The sequence below is a fragment of the Mesorhizobium sp. M0938 genome (assembly GCF_040319125.1).
Taxonomy (GTDB): Bacteria; Pseudomonadota; Alphaproteobacteria; order Rhizobiales; family Rhizobiaceae; genus Mesorhizobium; species Mesorhizobium robiniae.
Genome location: NZ_JAMYNS010000029.1, coordinates 17752 through 35433 on the forward strand (window position 1 = coordinate 17752; position 17682 = coordinate 35433).

Consider the following 17682-nt stretch of genomic DNA (forward strand, 5'->3'; position numbering starts at 1 on the left):
CATCCGATGCTCTATCGACGGGCCTGGCGCTTCTGCAGCCAGATCACCACGCGAAAGACGATGTAGAGCAGCGCCACCGCCGCATGCGCGGCGACGATCGGCAGGCGGTGGCCGAAGAGCTCGGGAAAGCCGGCATACATGACGGTCTCGGTCACCGCGCAGATGAACCAGATCACCGGCCCCCAGGACGCCAGCATCCACAGGCCGGCGGCGGCGAAGGGAAAGAAGACGGCGAGCATCACCGCCGCCACCTGCCAATGCACCGGCATCAGGTCGAAGCGCCACAACGGGCCGGGGTAGAAGCCGATCAGCCGGATCCAGTACAAAATCCCGAACAGCAGACAGTAAGCTGACACGACGCGCTGGAACCAGGCGAAGATGACTTCGACCGTCGAGGGCTGGAGCACGACGCGTCTTGACGTGACCTCGCTCACAGTTCGAGTTCCCGTTCGCCGAGCGGAGCGAAATAGGCATCGACGTCGGCGGCGCTGATTTTATCGATGCCTGCCGGCCGCCATAGCGGCGTCGAGCCCTTGTCGATTATGGCGGCGCGGATGCCTTCGTAGAAATCGTGGCCGGCAAGCATGCGGTTGAGGATGCGGAACTCCATCCGCATGCACTCGTCCATCGACAGCGTCAGCCCGGCGCTGATCTCGCGCCAGGCGACATGCAGGCTGGTCGGCGAGCGGCTGCGGATCGTCGCCAGCGTCTTGGCCGCGAACGCATCGGTGAGCGCGGCGCGCTCAAGGCTACCGACGATGTCACCCAGCGACGGTTGCGCGAAATGGCGGGCGATCGCCTCCAGCGTCGGCCTGTCCGTCTCGCGCCGAGCCGGGATGAAGAAACCGCGCAGCACCGATTCCGGGTCGCCGTTTGCCGCCAGTCGGTCGAGAAATCCGGCCTGGTCCTGCGCCTTGATCGTGTGCGTCGCCAGGCCCGACCACAAAGCGTCGCCATAGCGGATGCGGTTGCCGGTCAGGGCCAGATACATGCCGAAGCTGCCGCCGAGGTCCGGCAGGAGATGACTGGCGCCGACATCCGGGAAAAAGCCGATGCCGACTTCCGGCATGGCGAATTGCGCATTCTCGGTCATCACCCGCTGGGAGCCGTGGAACGAGATGCCGACGCCGCCACCCATGACGATGCCGTCGATCAGCGCGACATAGGGTTTCCTGAACCGCGCGATGCGGGCGTTCAGCCGATATTCGTCGGCGAAGAAATCGACCGGCGGCTTTCCCGCCCTGGCGGCCTCGTAAACGTGGAGGATGTCGCCGCCGGCCGAAAACGCCCTGCCCTCGGCTTTGACGACGACGACATCGATCTCATGATCGCGCTCCCAGGCACGCAGCGCGTTGTCGAGCGCCTTGACCATGCGATGGGTGACGGCATTGAGCGCCTGCGGCCGCGTCAGCGTGACAACACCGGCCCTGCCCAATCGTTCGAAGCGGATCTCGTCGCCGCCGTCAAAATCCATCGCGATAGAATCCCTCCCCCGCGCCGCCGGGACTGAAGTGCTAAAGCGTGGCGCATGGGTGCGTCAATGCCAAGCTCAGTCGGTACAGGGTCAGTTTGGATTCTGGAGTGGACAGAGCGCATCCTTTGCGTCCGGATCAAATGGGCGCAAATTGTCAGCGACAAGCACAGCCGGCCGCTGTGCAGCAGTCAACTCAAAGGCGAACGCATGATCGTTGAACCCAGAGCGTCAGAATATGATTTGACGATGCCGCGCAATTTCGACCCGGATGATGTCCTCAGTCGCCCGCTGATGGCGAATTTGGCGACCGCTACCGCCGACGGCGCGCCGCGCAACGCGCCGGTATGGTTCATCTGGGAGAACGATGCGATCTGGCTTCTCGGGTCGTCGGATGGAAGCGCGGTAAAGCATCTTGAAAGAGACCCGCGCTGCGCGGTCGAAATTGTCCACTTCGACAACGATGCCGGTATTCTGCTCCACCTCGGGCTGCGCGGCGCCGCCACCATCGAACCGATGTCGCCAGATCGCTTCAAACGGCTGCTTCGAAAATACCTTGGTCCAGAATCTGGCTGGAACCAGTGGTTCATCGACAACGTGGCCCAGATCGAACATCCGGACGGGCGCATGATCAGGCTTGCCCCGGCCAGCATTTTCACCAACAACGTCTCGTTCTTCAGAACGGGTCCCGACCTTGCATGGCCGCCAAATCTGTAGCTGCCAGCGAGCCACGGACATGCTGGCACAATCGTCACATTGGTCAGCGGCGGAAGCTCGTGGTAAAAGCCGCCCGATCCGGAGTTTTGGCGATGAACAAATTCACCCCAGCAAAGCCTGCCGGCGCGCGCAGCGTCGACGAGATCACCGGCAGCCGCCGTTTGCGCCGCATGCGCAAGGCCGACTGGTCGCGCCGCCTCGTCCAGGAAAACCGGCTCACCGTCGACGATCTGATCTGGCCGATCTTCGTCGTCGATGGGAAAAATATCCGCGAACCGATCGCCGCCATGCCGGGCGTCTTCCGCCTGTCGCTCGACCTTGCCGTCAAGGAGGCCGAGCGCGCCGCAAAGCTCGGCATCCCGGCGATCGCCACCTTCCCCAATGTCGAACTCGGCCTGCGCGACCAGACCGGCTCGCACATCCTCGATCCGGAAAACGTCATCAACCGCGCCACGCGCGCCATCAAGCACGCGGTGCCCGAGATCGGCATCATCACCGATGCGGCGCTCGATCCCTTCACCTCGCACGGCCACGACGGCATTTTGCGCGACGGCATCATCGTCAACGACCAGACCGTGGAGCAGGTTACGGCGGCGGCCGTCATCCAGGCCGCGGCCGGCGCCGATATCATTGCCCCGTCCGACATGATGGATGGCCGCATCGGCGCCATCCGCGATGCGCTCGACGCCAATGGTTTTCAGGATGTGGCGATCATGTCCTATGCGACGAAGTTCGCCTCCGCCTTCTACGGACCCTATCGCGAGGCGGTCGGCACCGCCGGTCTGCTCAAGGGCGACAAGAAGACCTACTATCTCGACCACGCCAATTCCGACGAGGCCGTGCGCGAGGCCGAGCAGGACCTTGCCGAGGGCGCCGACATGCTGATGGTCAAGCCCGGCCTGCCCTATCTCGACATCATCCGCAGGCTGAAGGACGAATTCCGGATGCCGACCTTCGCCTATCAGGTGTCGGGCGAATATTCGATGATCAAGGCGGCCGGCGCCAATGGCTGGATCGACGGAGACAAGGCGATGTTGGAATCGCTGCTGGCCTTCAAGCGCGCCGGCTGCGACGGCATTCTCACCTATTTCGCGCCCGAAGTGGCGACGATGCTGAAGGGGTAGATACTCGCAATCATTTTGGGATTTTGATGCAATCCGCTAGAATGGACCTATGAGCAGGAATGAGGTCATCGAACGGTTGCAGAGAAACGCAGATGCCATCAAAGGCATGGGCGCGACTTCGCTTTATCTGTTCGGGTCGGCGGCGCGGGACGATGCACAACCGGACAGCGATCTTGATCTGTTCATCGACTATGATCCGGCGCGGCGCTTCTCTCTGATCGATCTGGTTGGCATCAAGCAATTTCTGGAAGAGAAGATGTCAACGGAAATCGACATCACCACACGCGACAGCCTTCATCCTATGCTGAAGGCCGAGATCGAACAATCGGCCGTGCGCGTGTTCTGATGGCAGTCCGCCGGATTGAGCCGATCCTAGCCGAGATCATAGCGGCCTTGGATGGCATCGGCACTGCCACCGCCGGCAAGACTCTGGACGACTTTCGGGATGACTGGCTGCTTCGTCATGGGGTAGAGCGCGGCATCGAGATTATATCCGAAGCCACCCGGCACATCCCGGACGATTTGATCGCTCTTGCTCCAGAAATTCCCTGGAAACAGATTCGTGGAATAGGCAATATTTTGCGTCACGAATACCACAAGACGTCCGACGCTATCGTCTGGACCGTGGTGACAGACAGTCTGTCGCCGCTACGCATAGCTGTCGAGCGCATCCTCGAGGCATCGCAGCGCGAGTAACTGCTGCAACCACTCGTCTTGGCTGTAATCTTGATGCGGTTGGCCCAACTAGCCGCCAAAATACCGCTTGCAAAATGCAATCAGTATAGCTAAAAACAAAGCTGCTTGCATTTCACAACTGGTTATCGAGGAGGTACCCCATGTCCAGACTTCGGGTCAACGCTTTCACTCTGTCGATCGATGGCTTCGGCGCCGGTCCCGACCAGGACCTGAAAGAGCCGCTGGGCGTCGGCGGGGAAGCCCTGCACAATTGGATGTTCGGCACCCGAACCTTCCGCAACATGTCCGGCGACGATCGCGGGACGACCGACACGGACGACGGGTTCGTGGCGCGCAGCTTCGAAAACGTCGGGGCGTGGATAATGGGCCGCAACATGTTCGGGCCGATCCGCGGCGAGTGGCCGGATGAAAGTTGGAAAGGCTGGTGGGGAGACAATCCGCCTTACCATGTGCCAGCCTTCGTGCTCACCCACCATCCGCGCGATCCTATCGTCATGGAGGGCGGCACGACCTTCCATTTCGTGACTGACGGTATCCACTCGGCGCTGGAAAAGGCGAAAGCAGCTGCCAAAGGCAAGGATATCCGGCTCGGCGGTGGCGTCGCCACGATCCGGCAATATCTCAGGGAAAAGCTCGTCGACGACATGCATCTGACGATCTCGCCGATGCTGCTAGGCTCCGGCGAGAACCTGTTTGCCGGCATCGACATGCTCAAGCTCGGCTACCGCTGCAGCGAGCAGGTCGCGACGCCGAATGCCACGCACGTCATTATTGAGCGGGTGTAAGTGAAAAGAAATCGCGGGTATTTGTCTGCATCGCAGCGGCGCCCGAAAGGAACGGCATGGATCCTAGGGTCTTCGCGACGTCGCTTCGCTCCTGCTCCGCCCTAGGATGACGAAGGCAGGTGGCTATTTTAGGCTAATCGCCAACGTTTGCGATTGGCCGAGGCTCCTATCCATTCGTCATCCTAGGGCGAAGCGACGCGAAGCGGAGCGCAGACCCTAGGATCCATGCCGTGACTAAGGCCGAAAAGCGCAGCAGTTCAGAAATATCGCCGAACTCCGGCCTCAATACTTCTCCGGCACGTAGAGCTCGCGCGGCAGCACCTGGCGCTCGTATTCGGGATTGAAGACGCGCTCCGGCAGTATGATTTCCTCGTGCGGGACTTCCTCATAAGGCATCTGCTTGAGGAGATGGTCGATGCAGTTCAGCCGTGCACGCTTCTTATCGTTGCCCTCGACGATGAACCAAGGCGCTTCGGGAATGTTGGTGCGGGCGAACGTCTCTTCCTTGGCCTTGGTGTACTGCTCCCAGCGCACGCGCGACTGCAGGTCCATCGGCGACAACTTCCACTGCTTCATCGGATCATGGATGCGCATCTGAAATCGCATCTGCTGCTCCTCGTCGGTGATGGAGAACCAATATTTGACCAGTGTGATGCCGGAACGGACAAGCATGCGCTCGAACTCCGGCACGTCGCGGAAGAACTCCTCGACCTGATCCGGCTCGGCAAATCCCATCACCCGCTCGACGCCGGAGCGGTTGTACCAGGAGCGGTCGAACAGCACGATCTCGCCGCCTGCCGGCAGATGCGGGACATAGCGCTGGAAATACCATTGCGACTTCTCGCGCTCGGTCGGCGCCGGCAAGGCGACGACGCGGCAGATGCGCGGATTGAGCCGCTGGGTGATGCGCTTGATGACGCCGCCCTTGCCGGCCGAGTCGCGGCCCTCGAAAACCACCACCAGCTTCTTCTTGTGGTAAGCCACCCAGGACTGCAGCTTGATCAATTCGGACTGCAGCGTGATCAGATCGCGAAAATACTGCTGGCGATCCATCGAGGGCGGATGCGCTTTCTTGTAGATCTTGGCGATTTCCAGCGACAGCGCCGGTTCCGACATTTCCAGCTCGTAGTCTTCGTCGAGCGTGTCGGCTAGCTCCGCCTCCAGCCAATCCTTGGCAGGAGAATTTTGTTTTGCTTCGGTCATTGCGCTGCTCCGCGTGCGAGCCCCTGTCGGCTTCTGGCAGGGCGCCTGCCTCCCGGCCAACCGAGCCGAAGACGGAACCCTGAGCCGACTTGATATAGACCCGCAATGACGGTTTTATTGCAGTCGGCCTCTGCGCCGGCCGGCCAAATCCGTGAGATGTGATCGACCCGCCCCCCACGGCATGGGCGACAAGCCTTGCAAGTTGTCCTACAAATGCCAGCTCATTTCGGGCTATCTTCGAGCCAGCCCTTCTCAACGCAATTGCGAGGATCTGACATGGAATACCGCACTCTCGGCCGTTCAGGGCTGAAGGTTTCGACGCTGACCATGGGCACCATGACCTTTGGCGGCGCCGGCGCATTTTCGGCGGTCGGCAAGACCGATCTCGACGAGGCGCGCCGGATGATCGACCTCTGCATCGATTCCGGCGTCAATCTCATCGACACCGCCAATGTCTACTCGAACGGGCTTTCGGAAGAGATCATCGGCGAAGCGCTCGGCGGCAAACGCAAGGGCGATGTGCTGATCGCCTCCAAGGCGCGCATGCGGATCGGCACAGGCCCCAACGACGAAGGACTGTCGCGCTACCATCTGATCCGCGAGTGCGAAAAAAGCCTGAAGCGCCTCAGGACCGATGTCATCGACATCTATTTCCTGCACGAATGGGACGGCACGACGCCGCTCGAGGAGACCATCGCCGCGCTCGACACGCTCGTCACTCAGGGCAAGGTCCGCTATGTCGGCTGTTCCAACTATTCCGGCTGGCAGGTGATGAAGGCGCTGGGGATCAGCGATCGTCAGCACCAGCCGCGCTTCGTCACCCAGCAGATCCACTACACGCTGGAAGCGCGCGAAGCCGAATATGAACTGCTGCCGATCTCGGTCGACCAGGGGCTTGGCGTGCTGGTGTGGAGCCCGCTCGCCGGTGGATTGCTGTCGGGCAAATACCATCGCGACCAGGCCACCTCCCGCCAGCTCAGCGGCTGGAAGGAACCGCCGATCCGCGACGAGGACCGGCTGTGGAGGATCGTCGACGTGCTTGCCTATGTCGGCAAGAACCATGGCGTGTCGGCCGCGCAGGTGGCGCTTGCCTGGCTGCTCGGTCGGCCCGCGGTCAGCTCGCTAGTGATCGGCGGCCGAACCGAAGCCCAGTTCAAGGACAATATCGCCGCTGCAAGCCTGGTGCTTACCGACGACGACCGCAAACGGCTCGATGCGGTCAGCCGCCCGCCCGTTCTCTACCCCTACTGGCATCAGCAATTCACCGCAAAAGACCGGTTCGGTCCGGCCGATCTGGTTCTCGACCGGGATGATATCTGAAAGATCGGAAGAATCTCGACACGCCCTGGTCCAGGTTTTCTGCATCTGCAGCAGCATTAGCTGACTGCCCTTCAAGCTCCGCAATGCTGCTGCAATCTTGGTGGTGAAAACACCGGGTGCGGAAAAAGCGGTGAGGGTGATGAGAATCCTACTGATAGAGGACGAGAGGGAACTGGCGGACGCGCTGTCGGTGGCACTGAAAAAGCATGGCATCGTCACCGACCATACGATGCATCTCGCCGACGCAATCGAGTTGACGCGCCAGAACGATTACGATGCGATCCTCCTGGATCGTCGTTTGCCCGACGGCGAGGGATTAACCTTTATCCCGGCGTTGCGGCGGACAGGAACCGATACGCCGATCATCGTGCTGACGGCGCGCAACGAGCCGATGGAGCGCGTCGAAGGTCTCGACGTCGGCGCCGACGATTATCTGGGCAAGCCGTTTCTCGTCGAAGAGCTGATGGCTCGTTTGCGGGCCGTTCTGCGGCGACCGGCAAGTCTGGCGGAACTTCATATCGCTGTGGGTCGAATGGTGATCGATCCCTTGCATTTGAGCGTGACCGTCGAAGCGATCCCGCTCGATCTGCCCAGACGCGAACTTCTCGTTCTGGCGGCGCTGGCCAAGCGGAAGGAAAAAACCGTCCTGCGGTCGACGCTTGAGGCGGCAGTCTACAATTACGAAGAAGAGATCCAGTCGAACGCGCTCGATGCGCATATTTCCAGACTGCGCAAGCGACTGCTGGATGCCGGCGCCGGCGTCGCGGTCCACAACATCCGCGGCGTCGGATATCTCCTGAAGGAAGAATGATGCGCGTAGGCAACAGGCTGAATCCATCACTTTGGTGGAAGCTGAGCTGGCAGCTCAGTCTCGTCATTGTCGCCGTGGTTGCCGCAGTGATCGTCGGGCTTTGCATATGGGCCACTACCGTCATGTCGCCGAATGTTGCCATGGAGCGCAAAATCACCTCCCTGATGGCCGGAGCGGTTGCACGCGGCCCGCAAGGAAATTTTGAAATACGCGATACGCCGGAGTTGATCTCGTTTAGGCAGCAGAACAGCGGACTATGGTATGTCGCGGCCACGACAGACGGTGCTTCGGTATCCTACGGCACCGTACCAGCTCCTTATGCCGAACTCGCCCCTCTGGCGCACCTGTTCCAGGACGCAGATATCAGGGGATCTGCCGGTACGAATGAGATCGCGTCGGTCGACAACGTCGATACCGTGGTGGGTGAGGTCCGGATTCTATTTGGCGGCTTCAATGACAAAGGCTGGCCCGTTCTCGCCATTCTGGCCGACAGCTACCCGATCTATATCTCTTTGATCGCAATTGCGTTGCCTGCGATGTTCTTTGCCGTTCCGCGCATCGTCGAGCGCGGTTTGACCGGTGTGAACGATGTCGCTCGCAAAGCATCTGAGATCGAACCGCGCCAGCGGGGAGCACGCCTGCCTGTGGACGGTATTCCCAAAGAAGTCGCCCCACTGGTCATTGCGTTCAATGGAACACTCGAGCGGCTCGAGAATGAGTTCCGAAAACGCCAGCGCTTCCTGATCGATGCGGCGCATGAGCTCAGAACACCTATCGCCATCATGCAGATACGGATCGACGGGATGCCGGAGGGTCAGGATCGCCGGCGATTGTTGGCCGACGTCGCGCGTTTGGCTGAGATGGCCGAACAGCTCCTCGATTTCGAGCGCAACGACCAGGCGACCGATCTCGACGGAACGGTCGATCTCGTCGAAATCGCACGAACGGTCGTTGCCGACCTCGCGCCGCTGGCGATCGCTTCCGGCTACCAGATTTCCTTTCAAAGTGACGTGGAAAGTCTCGAACGGCACGGCAGCCCGTCGGCTTTGCCGAGAGCGATCAGCAATCTGATCCGCAATGCGATCGACCACGGCGGCAATACCGGGACGATCACGATCTCGGTCTCGGCCGACGGAGAGATCAATGTGGCCGATGAAGGACCGGGCATACCGGCAGAGCATCGGGAACTGGTGTTTGAGCCTTTTTACCGCGTCACCCCGCGAAGCGCTGGCGCGGGTCTTGGTTTGAGCCTGGTGAAGCAGATCGTCGCCAACCACCAGGGCCAGGTCAGCATGACAAGCAGTACGACCGGGACGCAGGTGGCGATACGGCTCTGATCTGATACATCTCGGAGGCGGTTTGCGCCTCGCACGCCATGCCTCCCGGTGACGAGCCCTCGGTCGGCCAGTTGGCACTACGCATCAGCAATATCCGTCGCTGCTCGAAATGATCTGTAATGTTGCGGCAATCCTACCCTCGCACGGTCGTTTCCAGAACATCCGCGACGGAGGCCAGAAAGCGTGCGCAGCAATCCATCACTATCCATATCCATCGGATCATTCTTCCGATCTGTCAGATCCCCACCAACATCTCCGCTGAAATCCTTGTGTCTGGCATTTTTCCTGATTCTGGCGGTAGCCGGATGTGCCTCCGTGCCTCTGACAGAAGGCGGCACGCTGACGTCCTACAGCAATCTTGGCGCGCCCAAGGGAAAGTTGTCCAAGAAGCGCATCTTTGTGGACGGGCAAAGTCTGGCGGTTGCAAAGACGGCGAGGATCGTTCCGACGACTTTCGTCTTCAGCGCCGCATCCCGGGTGAAATCGGCAGCCGACCGCTCATTGGTGTCGAACGCATTGGACCGGGCGCTCTGTGTCGCGCTCAGCGACAAGTATCAAATGGTCTCGGCCGGCCAGCCGGCCGATGTGACGATCCGATCCGTCGTCACCGATATCGTTCCGACGAACAAGGCAATGGCGGGGGTCTCGACCGTTGTCACCGTAGGCAGCGGTTTTGTCTTGCCCTCCAGTGTGCCCGTCAGCGTGCCGCGCCTGCCCTTCGGCCTCGGAGGACTTGCCGTCGAGGCCGAGGCCGTCGATAGCGGCGGCGTCCAGCGCGCGGCAATGGTCTGGGCTCGCGGGGCAAACTCGATCCAGGACAACCCCCGCTTTTCGGAAGTCGGGGATGCATATAGCCTCGCTTCGAAGTTCGGGAGTGACTTCTCCCAAATGCTCATCACCGGCAAGGAACCGAAACTACTGGACCTCTCGATGCCTTCGAAACAGCGAATCCGATCCTGGTTTGGCGGAAAACCGAAATACGCGGTGTGCGATACATTCGGCCGAATGCCGGGATTGATGGGGGCTGTGGCGTCCAAATACGGCGCGCCGCCGGAATGGACCGACAAGAAGCCCAAGCCGCTTGCGGCGAATTGAAAAGTCCTTCGCAAGCGCGCGCGTAGAACTAGGCCGAGCCTGAGATAAATCGCCAGACTTCGGGATCAGGCTTGATCTGGCCGCTGAGCACGAAATATTTGTAGAGCACGAGCAGGCAGATCGCCTGCTCGGCCCGCTCGTCGGCGAACTTGCGGCAATAGGCGTTGGCGGCGGCAACAATGCGTTCGGCCTCGGTAGGATGCCGTTCGAGATACTGCACCCGCTCGGCAAGATCCGAAAAATCCGGCGCGAGCGGCACATAGTGCACGTCAGCCACGAGTTCGCTTTCGGCGAACCATGTCTCGTATGTCGGCGGCGGCATCAAGCACAGCGAATTCGAACTCATTATCCATTTGAGGTTGGTCGCCACATCGTTGCCTTCGAGCGAAATGATGTAGCGGTAGCGTCGCTGCTGATCGATGCTCAGATAAGGCTTGCGGTATTCCGGCGCAGCCGTCGGCCTGGGTGTGCCGACATCGCAAGAGGGCAGATCGCGCGCGACCTCCAGAAGCAAGGTCCGTATCGGATTGTTGAGCTCGCCGCGCCAGACGGCGACCGGAAGCTTGTCCGCGAAGGCAACATCGTCGGCGGGCATGTGGAAGTGGCGGAACTTGTTGAGCTTGAACAGGACCCCGTTCCTGTTGTCGCCGGCGATCGGCCGATCCTTGACGATCGACGGCACGGCAGGCACTTCGATGACGTCTCCGAATTCGAGGTCGATGCGCAAATCGGGATCGAAGTAGCGGGTGAATTCCTTCAGATCGTAATAATACATGCTCCGGTCTGTCGGCAGCCGGCTGACCGGCACCGCATCGGCGCTCGGCGCGAAGGCGTCCTGCAATCTGTTATAATAGTTGAGACGCGCGCGGACCGATCCGTCCGAAAGCCTGGCCTGGTCGAGCAGCCCGGCGAGCCTGCGGCGGAACAGCGCCTGCGGCGCAATATCGCGCATGGCATTGCGCGCATAGTAGAAAAGCCTCTGTGCGTTTCTTCGAAGCGTGGCCATCAGTCACTTGGTAAAAAAATAGGTGAGCTTGTTATCTGTACCCCAGTCTCTCCTACACCATTGTGCCAGCCATCTTGCAAGCCCGGAACCGCGTGCAGCCGGCTTGCGGGCTGTCTATGGAGCCGATCGGCCTTTGCGGTGTTGTATTTGCAGCCCAATGCTCCTAGGCAGGGCTAACAGCCTTCAGGATTGCGAAAGGAAGAGATATGGCGCGAGCACCGAATTACGGCCAGGAACGCAAGGAACGCGACCGGCAGAAGGCCGCCAAGAAGGCGGAAAAGCAGGCGGCCAAGGTTGCAGCCAAGGAGCGTTCGAAGCCCGAAGACGAAACTACCTCCGAAACCGAAACGGAAACCGCAGAGTAAACGCATCCGGCCCGCGAGGCGGATCGGATTTGGCGTAGGAGTCCCGCTGCGTCTTCAGACCGGCGCCTTGTCACTAACGAAAACATTTACTTCGCGCGCGGCGGCTATGAAGGCGCGCCTTGCGATCATGGCCGGCTTGTCGCCGGCCAGCGCATCATGGCAGGCCTGCAGCGCTTCGCGATGTTTTGGACTGCGCTTGCCGGGCCAGTTGTTGAGGAGGTAATCGGAAGCCTCCCGGACGGTCCGCAAGAGCTGAGTAGTTCCCGCCGCGCCCGACTTGACGGTCACGGGTGTTTCAAATCGGTTGTTTTCCATCGCCGCTCTTACGCCATCGGCGCTCGCGAAGCGAGGGCGAAAGTGGTTGCCTCCGCAATCAGGCTGCGACGACGGCAAATCCCCTGGCACGCAGGCCGCGCCGGTCGTTGTGCAGCGATGTCACCAGCCGGTCGCGGCTGCCGACGATATGGGCCGAAAGCCGACGTGCCGCCTCATCGGCTTCGCCAGCCCGCACCGCTGCCAGAATGGCATGGTGTTCGGCCCAGGCGCGGCCGAGTGCCGCCTCGTCGCGCACCTCCAGCCAACGGGCGCGCGACAGGCGTGTCATGGCATCGCGGACCGCCCTGAACAGGAACTCGTTGCCGGACAGCCGTGCCAGCTCGATGTGAAAATCCATGCCGACGCGGTGCCATTCCTCGCGCGGCGTGCCGGCGTCACAGGAGTCCAGCATCGCCTCGATGACGTCGACAGCGCTCCTGTCCTCCAGGGCACAAGTCAGCTTGACCGCCGCGACCTCGACCGCCTCGCGGTAGACGGCGATCTGCTCGAGTTCGGCGAGATTGATGGGTGAAACCGTCCAGCCACGCCCATCGCGGCAGACCAGACCTTCCGTCTCGAGCCGCAGCAATGCTGCCCTGACCGGCGTCCGCGAGGCGCCGAAGCGGCTTTCGATCCAGCGTTCCGTCAGCCGCTCGCCCGGGCCAACTTCGAGGCCGAGGATCATTTCCCGAAGCCTAATTTCGACATTCCGCATCTGCGACATTGTGGCTTCCGATTTTTGGCCGTCGCTGTCGATCGACTTGCACCACAATGGTTGGCCGATCACGTTTCGGAGCGCCGCCTTGACAGGTGGCCAAGCTTGCGTCCATCAGAGGTACCAAGTTGGTATCCCAAAACGGTCTCCTCGGCAAGCTGGTACGTGCCGGACAGGACAGGACATGCAAGACGCCTCTTCCGCTGCGCAAGGCACGCACAACATCCATTGGCGGCGCAATCTTGCCGTGTGCTTCGCAGGCTCGTTCAGCACGCTCGTCGCCATGACGCTGCTGCTGCCCTTCCTGCCGCTTTATGTCGAGCAGCTCGGCGCCGAGGGCCACGCGGCTATCGTGCAGTGGTCCGGCATCGCCTATGGCGCCACTTTCTTCGCCGCCGCGCTGGTGGCGCCGCTGTGGGGACGGCTGGGCGACCGCTACGGCCGCAAACTGATGCTGGTGCGCGCCAGTTTCGGCATGGCCATCTGCATGTCGCTGACCGGCATGGTGGAGACTGTCTGGCAATTGGTGCTGCTGCGCCTGCTGATCGGTTTCGCCGGCGGCTATTCCTCAGGCTCGACCATTCTCGTCGCCATGCAGACGCCGAAGGACCGGTCCGGCTGGGCGCTCGGCGTGCTGTCGGCCGGCATCACCGCCGGCGCTCTCGTCGGCCCCCTGCTCGGCGGCGCGTTGCCACCGCTGATCGGCATCCGCGCCACCTTCCTGCTCGCCGGCGGCGTCATTTTCCTGGCGTTCCTGGCAACGACTTTTCTCATCAAGGAGAACCCTCGCCCGGCAGCCGACAAGGCTGCTGCTTCGACTGAGAAGCCGCAAGGCGGCTGGTCGCAAATCGAGGACAAGCGCCCCATAATCGCCATGCTGGCGACCGGCATGCTGCTGAGCTTCGCCACCATGTCAATCGAGCCGATCATCACCGTCTATGTCCAGCAGCTCATAGAGGATCAAAGCCTGTTAACACTGACCTCCGGCGTCGTCATGTCCGCGACGGCACTCGGCGCCATCCTGTCGGCCTCGCGTCTCGGCAAGCTCGCCGACCGCGTCGGTCACTGGAACGTCGTCATCGGGGCGCTTGCCGTCTCGGCGCTGCTTTTGATCCCGCAAGCTTTCGTCACCCAGGGCTGGCAGCTCGTCGGCCTGCGTTTCCTGATGGGACTGGCGCTTGGCGGTCTCTTGCCGTGCATTACCAGCGTCATCCGCCACAATGTTCCGGACGGCGTCGGCGGCAATGTGCTTGGCCTATCGATCTCGGCGCAATATGTCGGACAGGTCGCCGGGCCGCTGCTCGGCGGCTTCGTCGGCGGTCATTTCGGCATGCGCGCGGTGTTTCTCGGCACGTCCATGCTGCTGGCAGGCGGAGCGGCGTACAACTGGCTGGTCCAGTCGCGCCGCGCGCGCGACATGCTGGTGCAGACTGGGAAGGCATGACACCGTTTGCGGGCCATCATTACCTCACGGAGACCAGAGACATGAGCACGGCCGACCACCCAGCAAGCGGCAGCGGCCGCATCCTCGTTTTCGCAGGCGGCCTGTGCGGCGCGGCCGGCGTGGCGCTGTCCGCCGCGGCGGCTCATCTGGGCGGCGCTTTCGTCGGCACGGTCGCGTCCTTCCTGCTCATGCATGCAGCGGTGTTTCTTGCAATCGGCCTCGTCGGGGCAAACCGGATCCTGCGAATCGCCAGCCTTGTTCTTCTTGTCGGGCTTGTGTTGTTCTGCGGTGATCTCCTCGCTCGCGACTTCCTCGGCGAGCGGCTTTTCCCAATGTCGGCGCCTACCGGCGGCACCTTGCTCATCGCCGGCTGGCTGGCGATTGCCGCCTCAGCCCTGGTGCGCCCGCCCCTATAAGACGACCGGGTCCACCAACGACGGTCAGTCAGACGATGGCCTATCCTGCCGGCGTTCAGGCCGGACCGGCAGGTCGCGATTGCGTGCAGCCGGCTTGGTCAGGCGGCGGCGCTCGGGCCTATCGGTGGCCGGCGAGATGCCCCAATAGTTGCGATAGATGTCTTCAAACAGATGATGCATCGGATGCATGGCTAGGCTCCTTCAGCTTGAATCGATTCAATCGACAGGCCCAAAATGCCGTGCCGATCAGCTCCGCTTGCGCTCCACGAAAAAACGCAGATCGCGGACCCACGGACCGGTGTTGCCGCGATGTTTCCGGGTTGTTGCGTTCGAGGTGATGCTCCAGTCGCTGCGATAGATGTCTTCGAACAGATAATTGACGGGGTGCATGGCTGTCTCCTTCCTGAATCGATCCAATCGACAGTTGGCGCCGAAATTGGATCGATTCAAAAATATACCCACCTCACACGATGTCAAGCAAAATTTGAATCGATCCAACAAAGGTGCTAGATAGCTGTCCGGAGGCAGAAAAATGGCGTCATCCACCGAAGGCAATGCAAGACCCATCCGACTGGCCGACATCGCTAGGGCGGCCGGGGTTTCGCACGGCACCGCTTCCAATGTGTTCAGCCGCCCCGAGATCGTGCGCGAGGAAGTCCGCGAACGGGTCAAGGCAGCGGCCGAGGCGATGGGCTATGCTGGTCCGGATCCGAAGGGCCGGCTGCTGCGCGCCGGCAAGGTCAACGCGATCGGCGTCGCCACGACCGAGCCGCTGTCCTATTTCTTCGACGACCCTTTTGCCCGCGCGATGATGGCCGGGATCTCCGAGGCATGCGACGCCACCGGCGCCGGCATCGCGCTGGTATCGGCCGGCAATGAGGAGAAGCTTGCCTGGAACATCCAGAGCGCGCTGGTCGACGGTTTTATCCTGTTCTGCATTGAGGGAGGTCCGCGCCTCGTCGAGCTGACGCGGGAACGAAAGCTCCCCTTCGTCGCGCTCGAACTCGGCTCGGAAGATGACACCGTCTCGGCGATCGGCGTCGACAATGTCGCCGGCGCCCGCCTGGCGGCGCAGCATCTTGCCGAGCTCGGGCACCGGCGCTTCGCCGTTCTGGCGCTGCCTTTCGCCGACGACAGCACCGGTCTTGTCACGCCGAGCCAGGTCCGGACGGCCGCCTATACTGGCACGCGCGATCGCATCGTCGGCTATTTCGAGGCGCTCTCCCGGTTCGGCGTCGATACCGCCGGGATTCCGGTATACGAGACCGAAAACGACGAAGCCAGCACAAGAGCCGGTCTCGAAACGATCTTCGCCTCGGCAGAACCGCCGACGGCTATCCTGGCGATGTCGGATCGGATGGCCATGGTCGCGATCGAGTGGTTGACGGCGCGGGGCATCGCGGTTCCCGGCGACGTTTCCATCGTCGGCTTCGACGGCGTGCCTGAAGCCGCACTTTGCGATCCTGCGCTCACCACGATCGCCCAGCCGATCGCCGAGATCGGCCGCCGGGCGGCACGAATGATCCTCGATTTCGACGGCACGGTGCGGCGCGAGACGCTCGGCGTCGAACTCGTCGTCAGGGCATCTTCCGGGCCGCCGCCCAAAACAGCTTGAGCCCGGACGCTTACCGGTTGATGCCTGCCGCCATGGCTCCGAAGGACGTATGGACAGGCGGCGCCTCGCCACGGGCTGGCTTGCTCCTTCCCGATTGTCCAATACCCGACAGCCATTCAAGGTAATAAGCGAGCGCGAATTGCATGGCGATGCCGGCGGCGATCAGCAAGCTGTCATAGGCAAACCCGCCCGGGTTGATCAGCTTCATCACCTGCGCCGCCATGGCGGTCACCGTGCCGGCGATGAAAACCGGCAGCGACCGTTTGCCCAATATGGCGAGCGGATGGTCGCGGCTGGTGCGGAACAGGTTCGAGAAAGAAGGAAACGCCACAATCAGGTAGCTCACCGCCAGGATGTGCAGCAGCCTCGGCAGCGACAGGAACGTCTTGTCGAAGCCGGTCAGCACTACGGGCAGGTTCAGCCACGACACGTGCCCCCATAGCGGACTGTGCACCCAGACCAATGCCGCCGCGACATAGGCCGCCGCCGCGCCGACCAACCAGCAATTGACCGGAATGGTGCCGCCGCGCCTGACATGCAGCATGCCTGCCAGGCCGATGTTGAAGAGGAACTGCCACGACAGCGGATTGAGGAACCAGAAGCCGGGCTCCGGATAGTTCGGCGGGGCGATCTGGTAAATCCCGGCAGCCAGCCACAGAGTACCCGACAGGGCGAGCGCCGCCACGGGCCTGTAGCTGATGAACAGCAGGAATGTCGGCGCCATCAGCAGCAGCACCGCGTAGACCGGGAGGATGTTGTTATAGCCGAGTTGATGGCCAAGCGTGGCGATGCCGATCAGCGCTTGCGGCGGGTTCCTGATCAATGGCTCGATGTTGATCAGCGTCAGCATGTCCGGCCGCTTCTCGAACACCGCCGCCGCGCAGAAGATGGCCACCACCGTCATCGTCGTGACGATGTGGGCGACATAGAGCACACCGGCGCGGCGCCACAATTTCAGTGTCGCCATGAGCCGGCTTCCCGGTTGGAATTTTGAGCCGTAGGCAAGCGCGACTGACATGCCGGAGATCAGCACGAAGGCCTCCGCCGCATCCGAAAAGCCGAAATTCTTGTAGGTCAGGGTTTCGAAAACCGTGCCCGGGACATGGTCGACAAATATGATGAGCAGTGCGAGCGCACGGAACACGTCAATACGCGTATCGCGCTCCGGGATACGCATATCGCGATCCAGGATACGCATATCGCGATCCGGGATACGCATATCGCGATCCGGGATACGCGTATCCCGA

Annotated in this window: 22 protein-coding genes; 13 read left to right on the forward strand and 9 right to left on the reverse strand. The window is 61.7% G+C overall.

The genetic code is table 11. The features are described 5' to 3' along the window. Positions 1-11: 11 nt before the first annotated feature. Entirely contained in the window at positions 12-434 is a 423-nt protein-coding gene (locus tag NKH73_RS30605; protein WP_352938820.1) for a DUF6163 family protein, read from the reverse strand. Continuing rightward, positions 431-1474: an enoyl-CoA hydratase/isomerase family protein gene (locus NKH73_RS30610; RefSeq protein WP_352938823.1), complete on the reverse strand. Its 1044-nt coding sequence runs from the start codon at positions 1472-1474 to the stop codon at positions 431-433. The genes NKH73_RS30605 and NKH73_RS30610 overlap by 4 nt, the downstream gene beginning before the upstream one ends. Positions 1475-1540: 66 nt before the next feature. Between NKH73_RS30610 and NKH73_RS30615 the strand changes: the two genes are divergently transcribed. The 5 genes from NKH73_RS30615 (at position 1541) to NKH73_RS30635 (ending at position 4793) form a co-directional block, all read left to right on the forward strand. Then, on the forward strand, positions 1541-2188 hold the full coding sequence (locus NKH73_RS30615; protein ID WP_352938826.1) for a pyridoxamine 5'-phosphate oxidase family protein: 648 nt from the start codon (positions 1541-1543) through the stop codon (positions 2186-2188). Between the two features lie 92 nt (positions 2189-2280). Beyond that, the gene (gene hemB, locus NKH73_RS30620; RefSeq protein WP_352938829.1) at positions 2281-3312 is read left to right on the forward strand and encodes a porphobilinogen synthase; all 1032 of its coding nucleotides are present in this window, start codon (positions 2281-2283) and stop codon (positions 3310-3312) included. A gap of 49 nt (positions 3313-3361) precedes the next feature. Further along, complete coding sequence (locus NKH73_RS30625) at positions 3362-3658, forward strand: nucleotidyltransferase family protein (protein WP_202363192.1); 297 nt, start codon at positions 3362-3364, stop codon at positions 3656-3658. After that, the gene (locus NKH73_RS30630) at positions 3658-4008 is read left to right on the forward strand and encodes a HepT-like ribonuclease domain-containing protein (protein ID WP_352938833.1); all 351 of its coding nucleotides are present in this window, start codon (positions 3658-3660) and stop codon (positions 4006-4008) included. The genes NKH73_RS30625 and NKH73_RS30630 overlap by 1 nt, the downstream gene beginning before the upstream one ends. 140 nt (positions 4009-4148) lie before the next feature. Continuing rightward, entirely contained in the window at positions 4149-4793 is a 645-nt protein-coding gene (locus NKH73_RS30635) for a dihydrofolate reductase family protein (protein WP_352938837.1), read from the forward strand. Between the two features lie 282 nt (positions 4794-5075). On the opposite strand, the gene ppk2 is transcribed toward NKH73_RS30635, so the two are convergent. Beyond that, positions 5076-5996, reverse strand: coding sequence for a polyphosphate kinase 2 (ppk2, locus tag NKH73_RS30640; RefSeq protein ID WP_352938840.1), 921 nt, complete (start codon positions 5994-5996; stop codon positions 5076-5078). A 276-nt stretch (positions 5997-6272) separates the two neighbouring features. On the opposite strand from ppk2, the gene NKH73_RS30645 reads away from it, so the two are divergent. The 4 genes from NKH73_RS30645 to NKH73_RS30660 all read left to right on the forward strand — a co-directional run bounded on the left by NKH73_RS30645 (position 6273) and on the right by NKH73_RS30660 (position 10559). Further along, positions 6273-7316 (forward strand): aldo/keto reductase, encoded by a 1044-nt coding sequence (locus tag NKH73_RS30645; RefSeq protein WP_352938843.1) that lies wholly within the window; start codon positions 6273-6275, stop codon positions 7314-7316. Positions 7317-7455: 139 nt separating this feature from the next. After that, positions 7456-8127 (forward strand): response regulator transcription factor, encoded by a 672-nt coding sequence (locus tag NKH73_RS30650; protein WP_352938846.1) that lies wholly within the window; start codon positions 7456-7458, stop codon positions 8125-8127. Beyond that, positions 8124-9464 (forward strand): sensor histidine kinase, encoded by a 1341-nt coding sequence (locus NKH73_RS30655; protein ID WP_502893979.1) that lies wholly within the window; start codon positions 8124-8126, stop codon positions 9462-9464. Before NKH73_RS30650 ends, NKH73_RS30655 begins: the two co-directional genes overlap by 4 nt. Positions 9465-9647: 183 nt before the next feature. Beyond that, the gene (locus NKH73_RS30660) at positions 9648-10559 is read left to right on the forward strand and encodes a DUF3313 domain-containing protein (RefSeq protein WP_352938849.1); all 912 of its coding nucleotides are present in this window, start codon (positions 9648-9650) and stop codon (positions 10557-10559) included. Positions 10560-10587: 28 nt separating this feature from the next. Here NKH73_RS30660 and NKH73_RS30665 read toward each other — a convergent pair whose 3' ends face one another. Continuing rightward, positions 10588-11565 (reverse strand): glycosyl transferase family 90, encoded by a 978-nt coding sequence (locus NKH73_RS30665; protein WP_352938851.1) that lies wholly within the window; start codon positions 11563-11565, stop codon positions 10588-10590. Positions 11566-11771: 206 nt separating this feature from the next. Here NKH73_RS30665 and NKH73_RS30670 point away from each other — a divergent pair, with 206 nt between their 5' ends. Beyond that, complete coding sequence (locus NKH73_RS30670) at positions 11772-11930, forward strand: hypothetical protein (RefSeq protein ID WP_023798419.1); 159 nt, start codon at positions 11772-11774, stop codon at positions 11928-11930. A 54-nt stretch (positions 11931-11984) separates the two neighbouring features. On the opposite strand, the gene NKH73_RS30675 is transcribed toward NKH73_RS30670, so the two are convergent. Further along, the gene (locus tag NKH73_RS30675; RefSeq protein ID WP_502894165.1) at positions 11985-12335 is read right to left on the reverse strand and encodes a DUF982 domain-containing protein; all 351 of its coding nucleotides are present in this window, start codon (positions 12333-12335) and stop codon (positions 11985-11987) included. Continuing rightward, on the reverse strand, positions 12304-12969 hold the full coding sequence (locus NKH73_RS30680; RefSeq protein ID WP_352938858.1) for a GntR family transcriptional regulator: 666 nt from the start codon (positions 12967-12969) through the stop codon (positions 12304-12306). Before NKH73_RS30680 ends, NKH73_RS30675 begins: the two co-directional genes overlap by 32 nt. Positions 12970-13144: 175 nt before the next feature. Between NKH73_RS30680 and NKH73_RS30685 the strand changes: the two genes are divergently transcribed. Both NKH73_RS30685 and NKH73_RS30690 read left to right on the forward strand, forming a co-directional pair. Beyond that, complete coding sequence (locus tag NKH73_RS30685; protein ID WP_352938861.1) at positions 13145-14404, forward strand: multidrug efflux MFS transporter; 1260 nt, start codon at positions 13145-13147, stop codon at positions 14402-14404. 41 nt (positions 14405-14445) lie between these two features. Beyond that, positions 14446-14820, forward strand: coding sequence for a DUF423 domain-containing protein (locus tag NKH73_RS30690; protein ID WP_352938864.1), 375 nt, complete (start codon positions 14446-14448; stop codon positions 14818-14820). Positions 14821-14844: 24 nt separating this feature from the next. On the opposite strand, the gene NKH73_RS30695 is transcribed toward NKH73_RS30690, so the two are convergent. Both NKH73_RS30695 and NKH73_RS30700 read right to left on the reverse strand, forming a co-directional pair. Next, complete coding sequence (locus NKH73_RS30695) at positions 14845-15009, reverse strand: hypothetical protein (protein ID WP_352938867.1); 165 nt, start codon at positions 15007-15009, stop codon at positions 14845-14847. 57 nt (positions 15010-15066) lie between these two features. Beyond that, on the reverse strand, positions 15067-15210 hold the full coding sequence (locus NKH73_RS30700; RefSeq protein ID WP_352938870.1) for a hypothetical protein: 144 nt from the start codon (positions 15208-15210) through the stop codon (positions 15067-15069). A 142-nt stretch (positions 15211-15352) separates the two neighbouring features. On the opposite strand from NKH73_RS30700, the gene NKH73_RS30705 reads away from it, so the two are divergent. After that, a complete protein-coding gene (locus NKH73_RS30705) occupies positions 15353-16435 on the forward strand; it encodes a LacI family DNA-binding transcriptional regulator (protein WP_352938873.1) in 1083 nt (360 codons plus the stop codon). A gap of 10 nt (positions 16436-16445) precedes the next feature. Here the strand turns inward: NKH73_RS30705 and NKH73_RS30710 are convergent, their stop codons facing one another. Further along, a complete protein-coding gene (locus NKH73_RS30710) occupies positions 16446-17633 on the reverse strand; it encodes an OpgC family protein (RefSeq protein WP_502893977.1) in 1188 nt (395 codons plus the stop codon). Positions 17634-17682: the final 49 nt, after the last annotated feature.

Coding starts and splice junctions, on each gene's coding strand:
- NKH73_RS30690 (WP_352938864.1), top strand. CDS start 14,446: ATGAGCACGGCCGACCACCCAGCAAGCGGCAGCGGCCGCATCCTCGTT.
- NKH73_RS30645 (WP_352938843.1), top strand. CDS start 6,273: ATGGAATACCGCACTCTCGGCCGTTCAGGGCTGAAGGTTTCGACGCTG.
- NKH73_RS30615 (WP_352938826.1), top strand. CDS start 1,541: ATGCCAAGCTCAGTCGGTACAGGGTCAGTTTGGATTCTGGAGTGGACA.
- NKH73_RS30630 (WP_352938833.1), top strand. CDS start 3,658: ATGGCAGTCCGCCGGATTGAGCCGATCCTAGCCGAGATCATAGCGGCC.
- NKH73_RS30610 (WP_352938823.1), bottom strand. CDS start 1,474: ATGGATTTTGACGGCGGCGACGAGATCCGCTTCGAACGATTGGGCAGG.
- NKH73_RS30695 (WP_352938867.1), bottom strand. CDS start 15,009: ATGCATCCGATGCATCATCTGTTTGAAGACATCTATCGCAACTATTGG.
- NKH73_RS30705 (WP_352938873.1), top strand. CDS start 15,353: ATGGCGTCATCCACCGAAGGCAATGCAAGACCCATCCGACTGGCCGAC.
- NKH73_RS30655 (WP_502893979.1), top strand. CDS start 8,124: ATGATGCGCGTAGGCAACAGGCTGAATCCATCACTTTGGTGGAAGCTG.
- NKH73_RS30670 (WP_023798419.1), top strand. CDS start 11,772: ATGGCGCGAGCACCGAATTACGGCCAGGAACGCAAGGAACGCGACCGG.
- NKH73_RS30700 (WP_352938870.1), bottom strand. CDS start 15,210: ATGCACCCCGTCAATTATCTGTTCGAAGACATCTATCGCAGCGACTGG.
- hemB (WP_352938829.1), top strand. CDS start 2,281: ATGAACAAATTCACCCCAGCAAAGCCTGCCGGCGCGCGCAGCGTCGAC.
- NKH73_RS30685 (WP_352938861.1), top strand. CDS start 13,145: ATGCAAGACGCCTCTTCCGCTGCGCAAGGCACGCACAACATCCATTGG.
- ppk2 (WP_352938840.1), bottom strand. CDS start 5,996: ATGACCGAAGCAAAACAAAATTCTCCTGCCAAGGATTGGCTGGAGGCG.
- NKH73_RS30635 (WP_352938837.1), top strand. CDS start 4,149: ATGTCCAGACTTCGGGTCAACGCTTTCACTCTGTCGATCGATGGCTTC.
- NKH73_RS30650 (WP_352938846.1), top strand. CDS start 7,456: ATGAGAATCCTACTGATAGAGGACGAGAGGGAACTGGCGGACGCGCTG.
- NKH73_RS30665 (WP_352938851.1), bottom strand. CDS start 11,565: ATGGCCACGCTTCGAAGAAACGCACAGAGGCTTTTCTACTATGCGCGC.
- NKH73_RS30680 (WP_352938858.1), bottom strand. CDS start 12,969: ATGTCGCAGATGCGGAATGTCGAAATTAGGCTTCGGGAAATGATCCTC.
- NKH73_RS30710 (WP_502893977.1), bottom strand. CDS start 17,633: ATGCGTATCCTGGATCGCGATATGCGTATCCCGGAGCGCGATACGCGT.
- NKH73_RS30625 (WP_202363192.1), top strand. CDS start 3,362: ATGAGCAGGAATGAGGTCATCGAACGGTTGCAGAGAAACGCAGATGCC.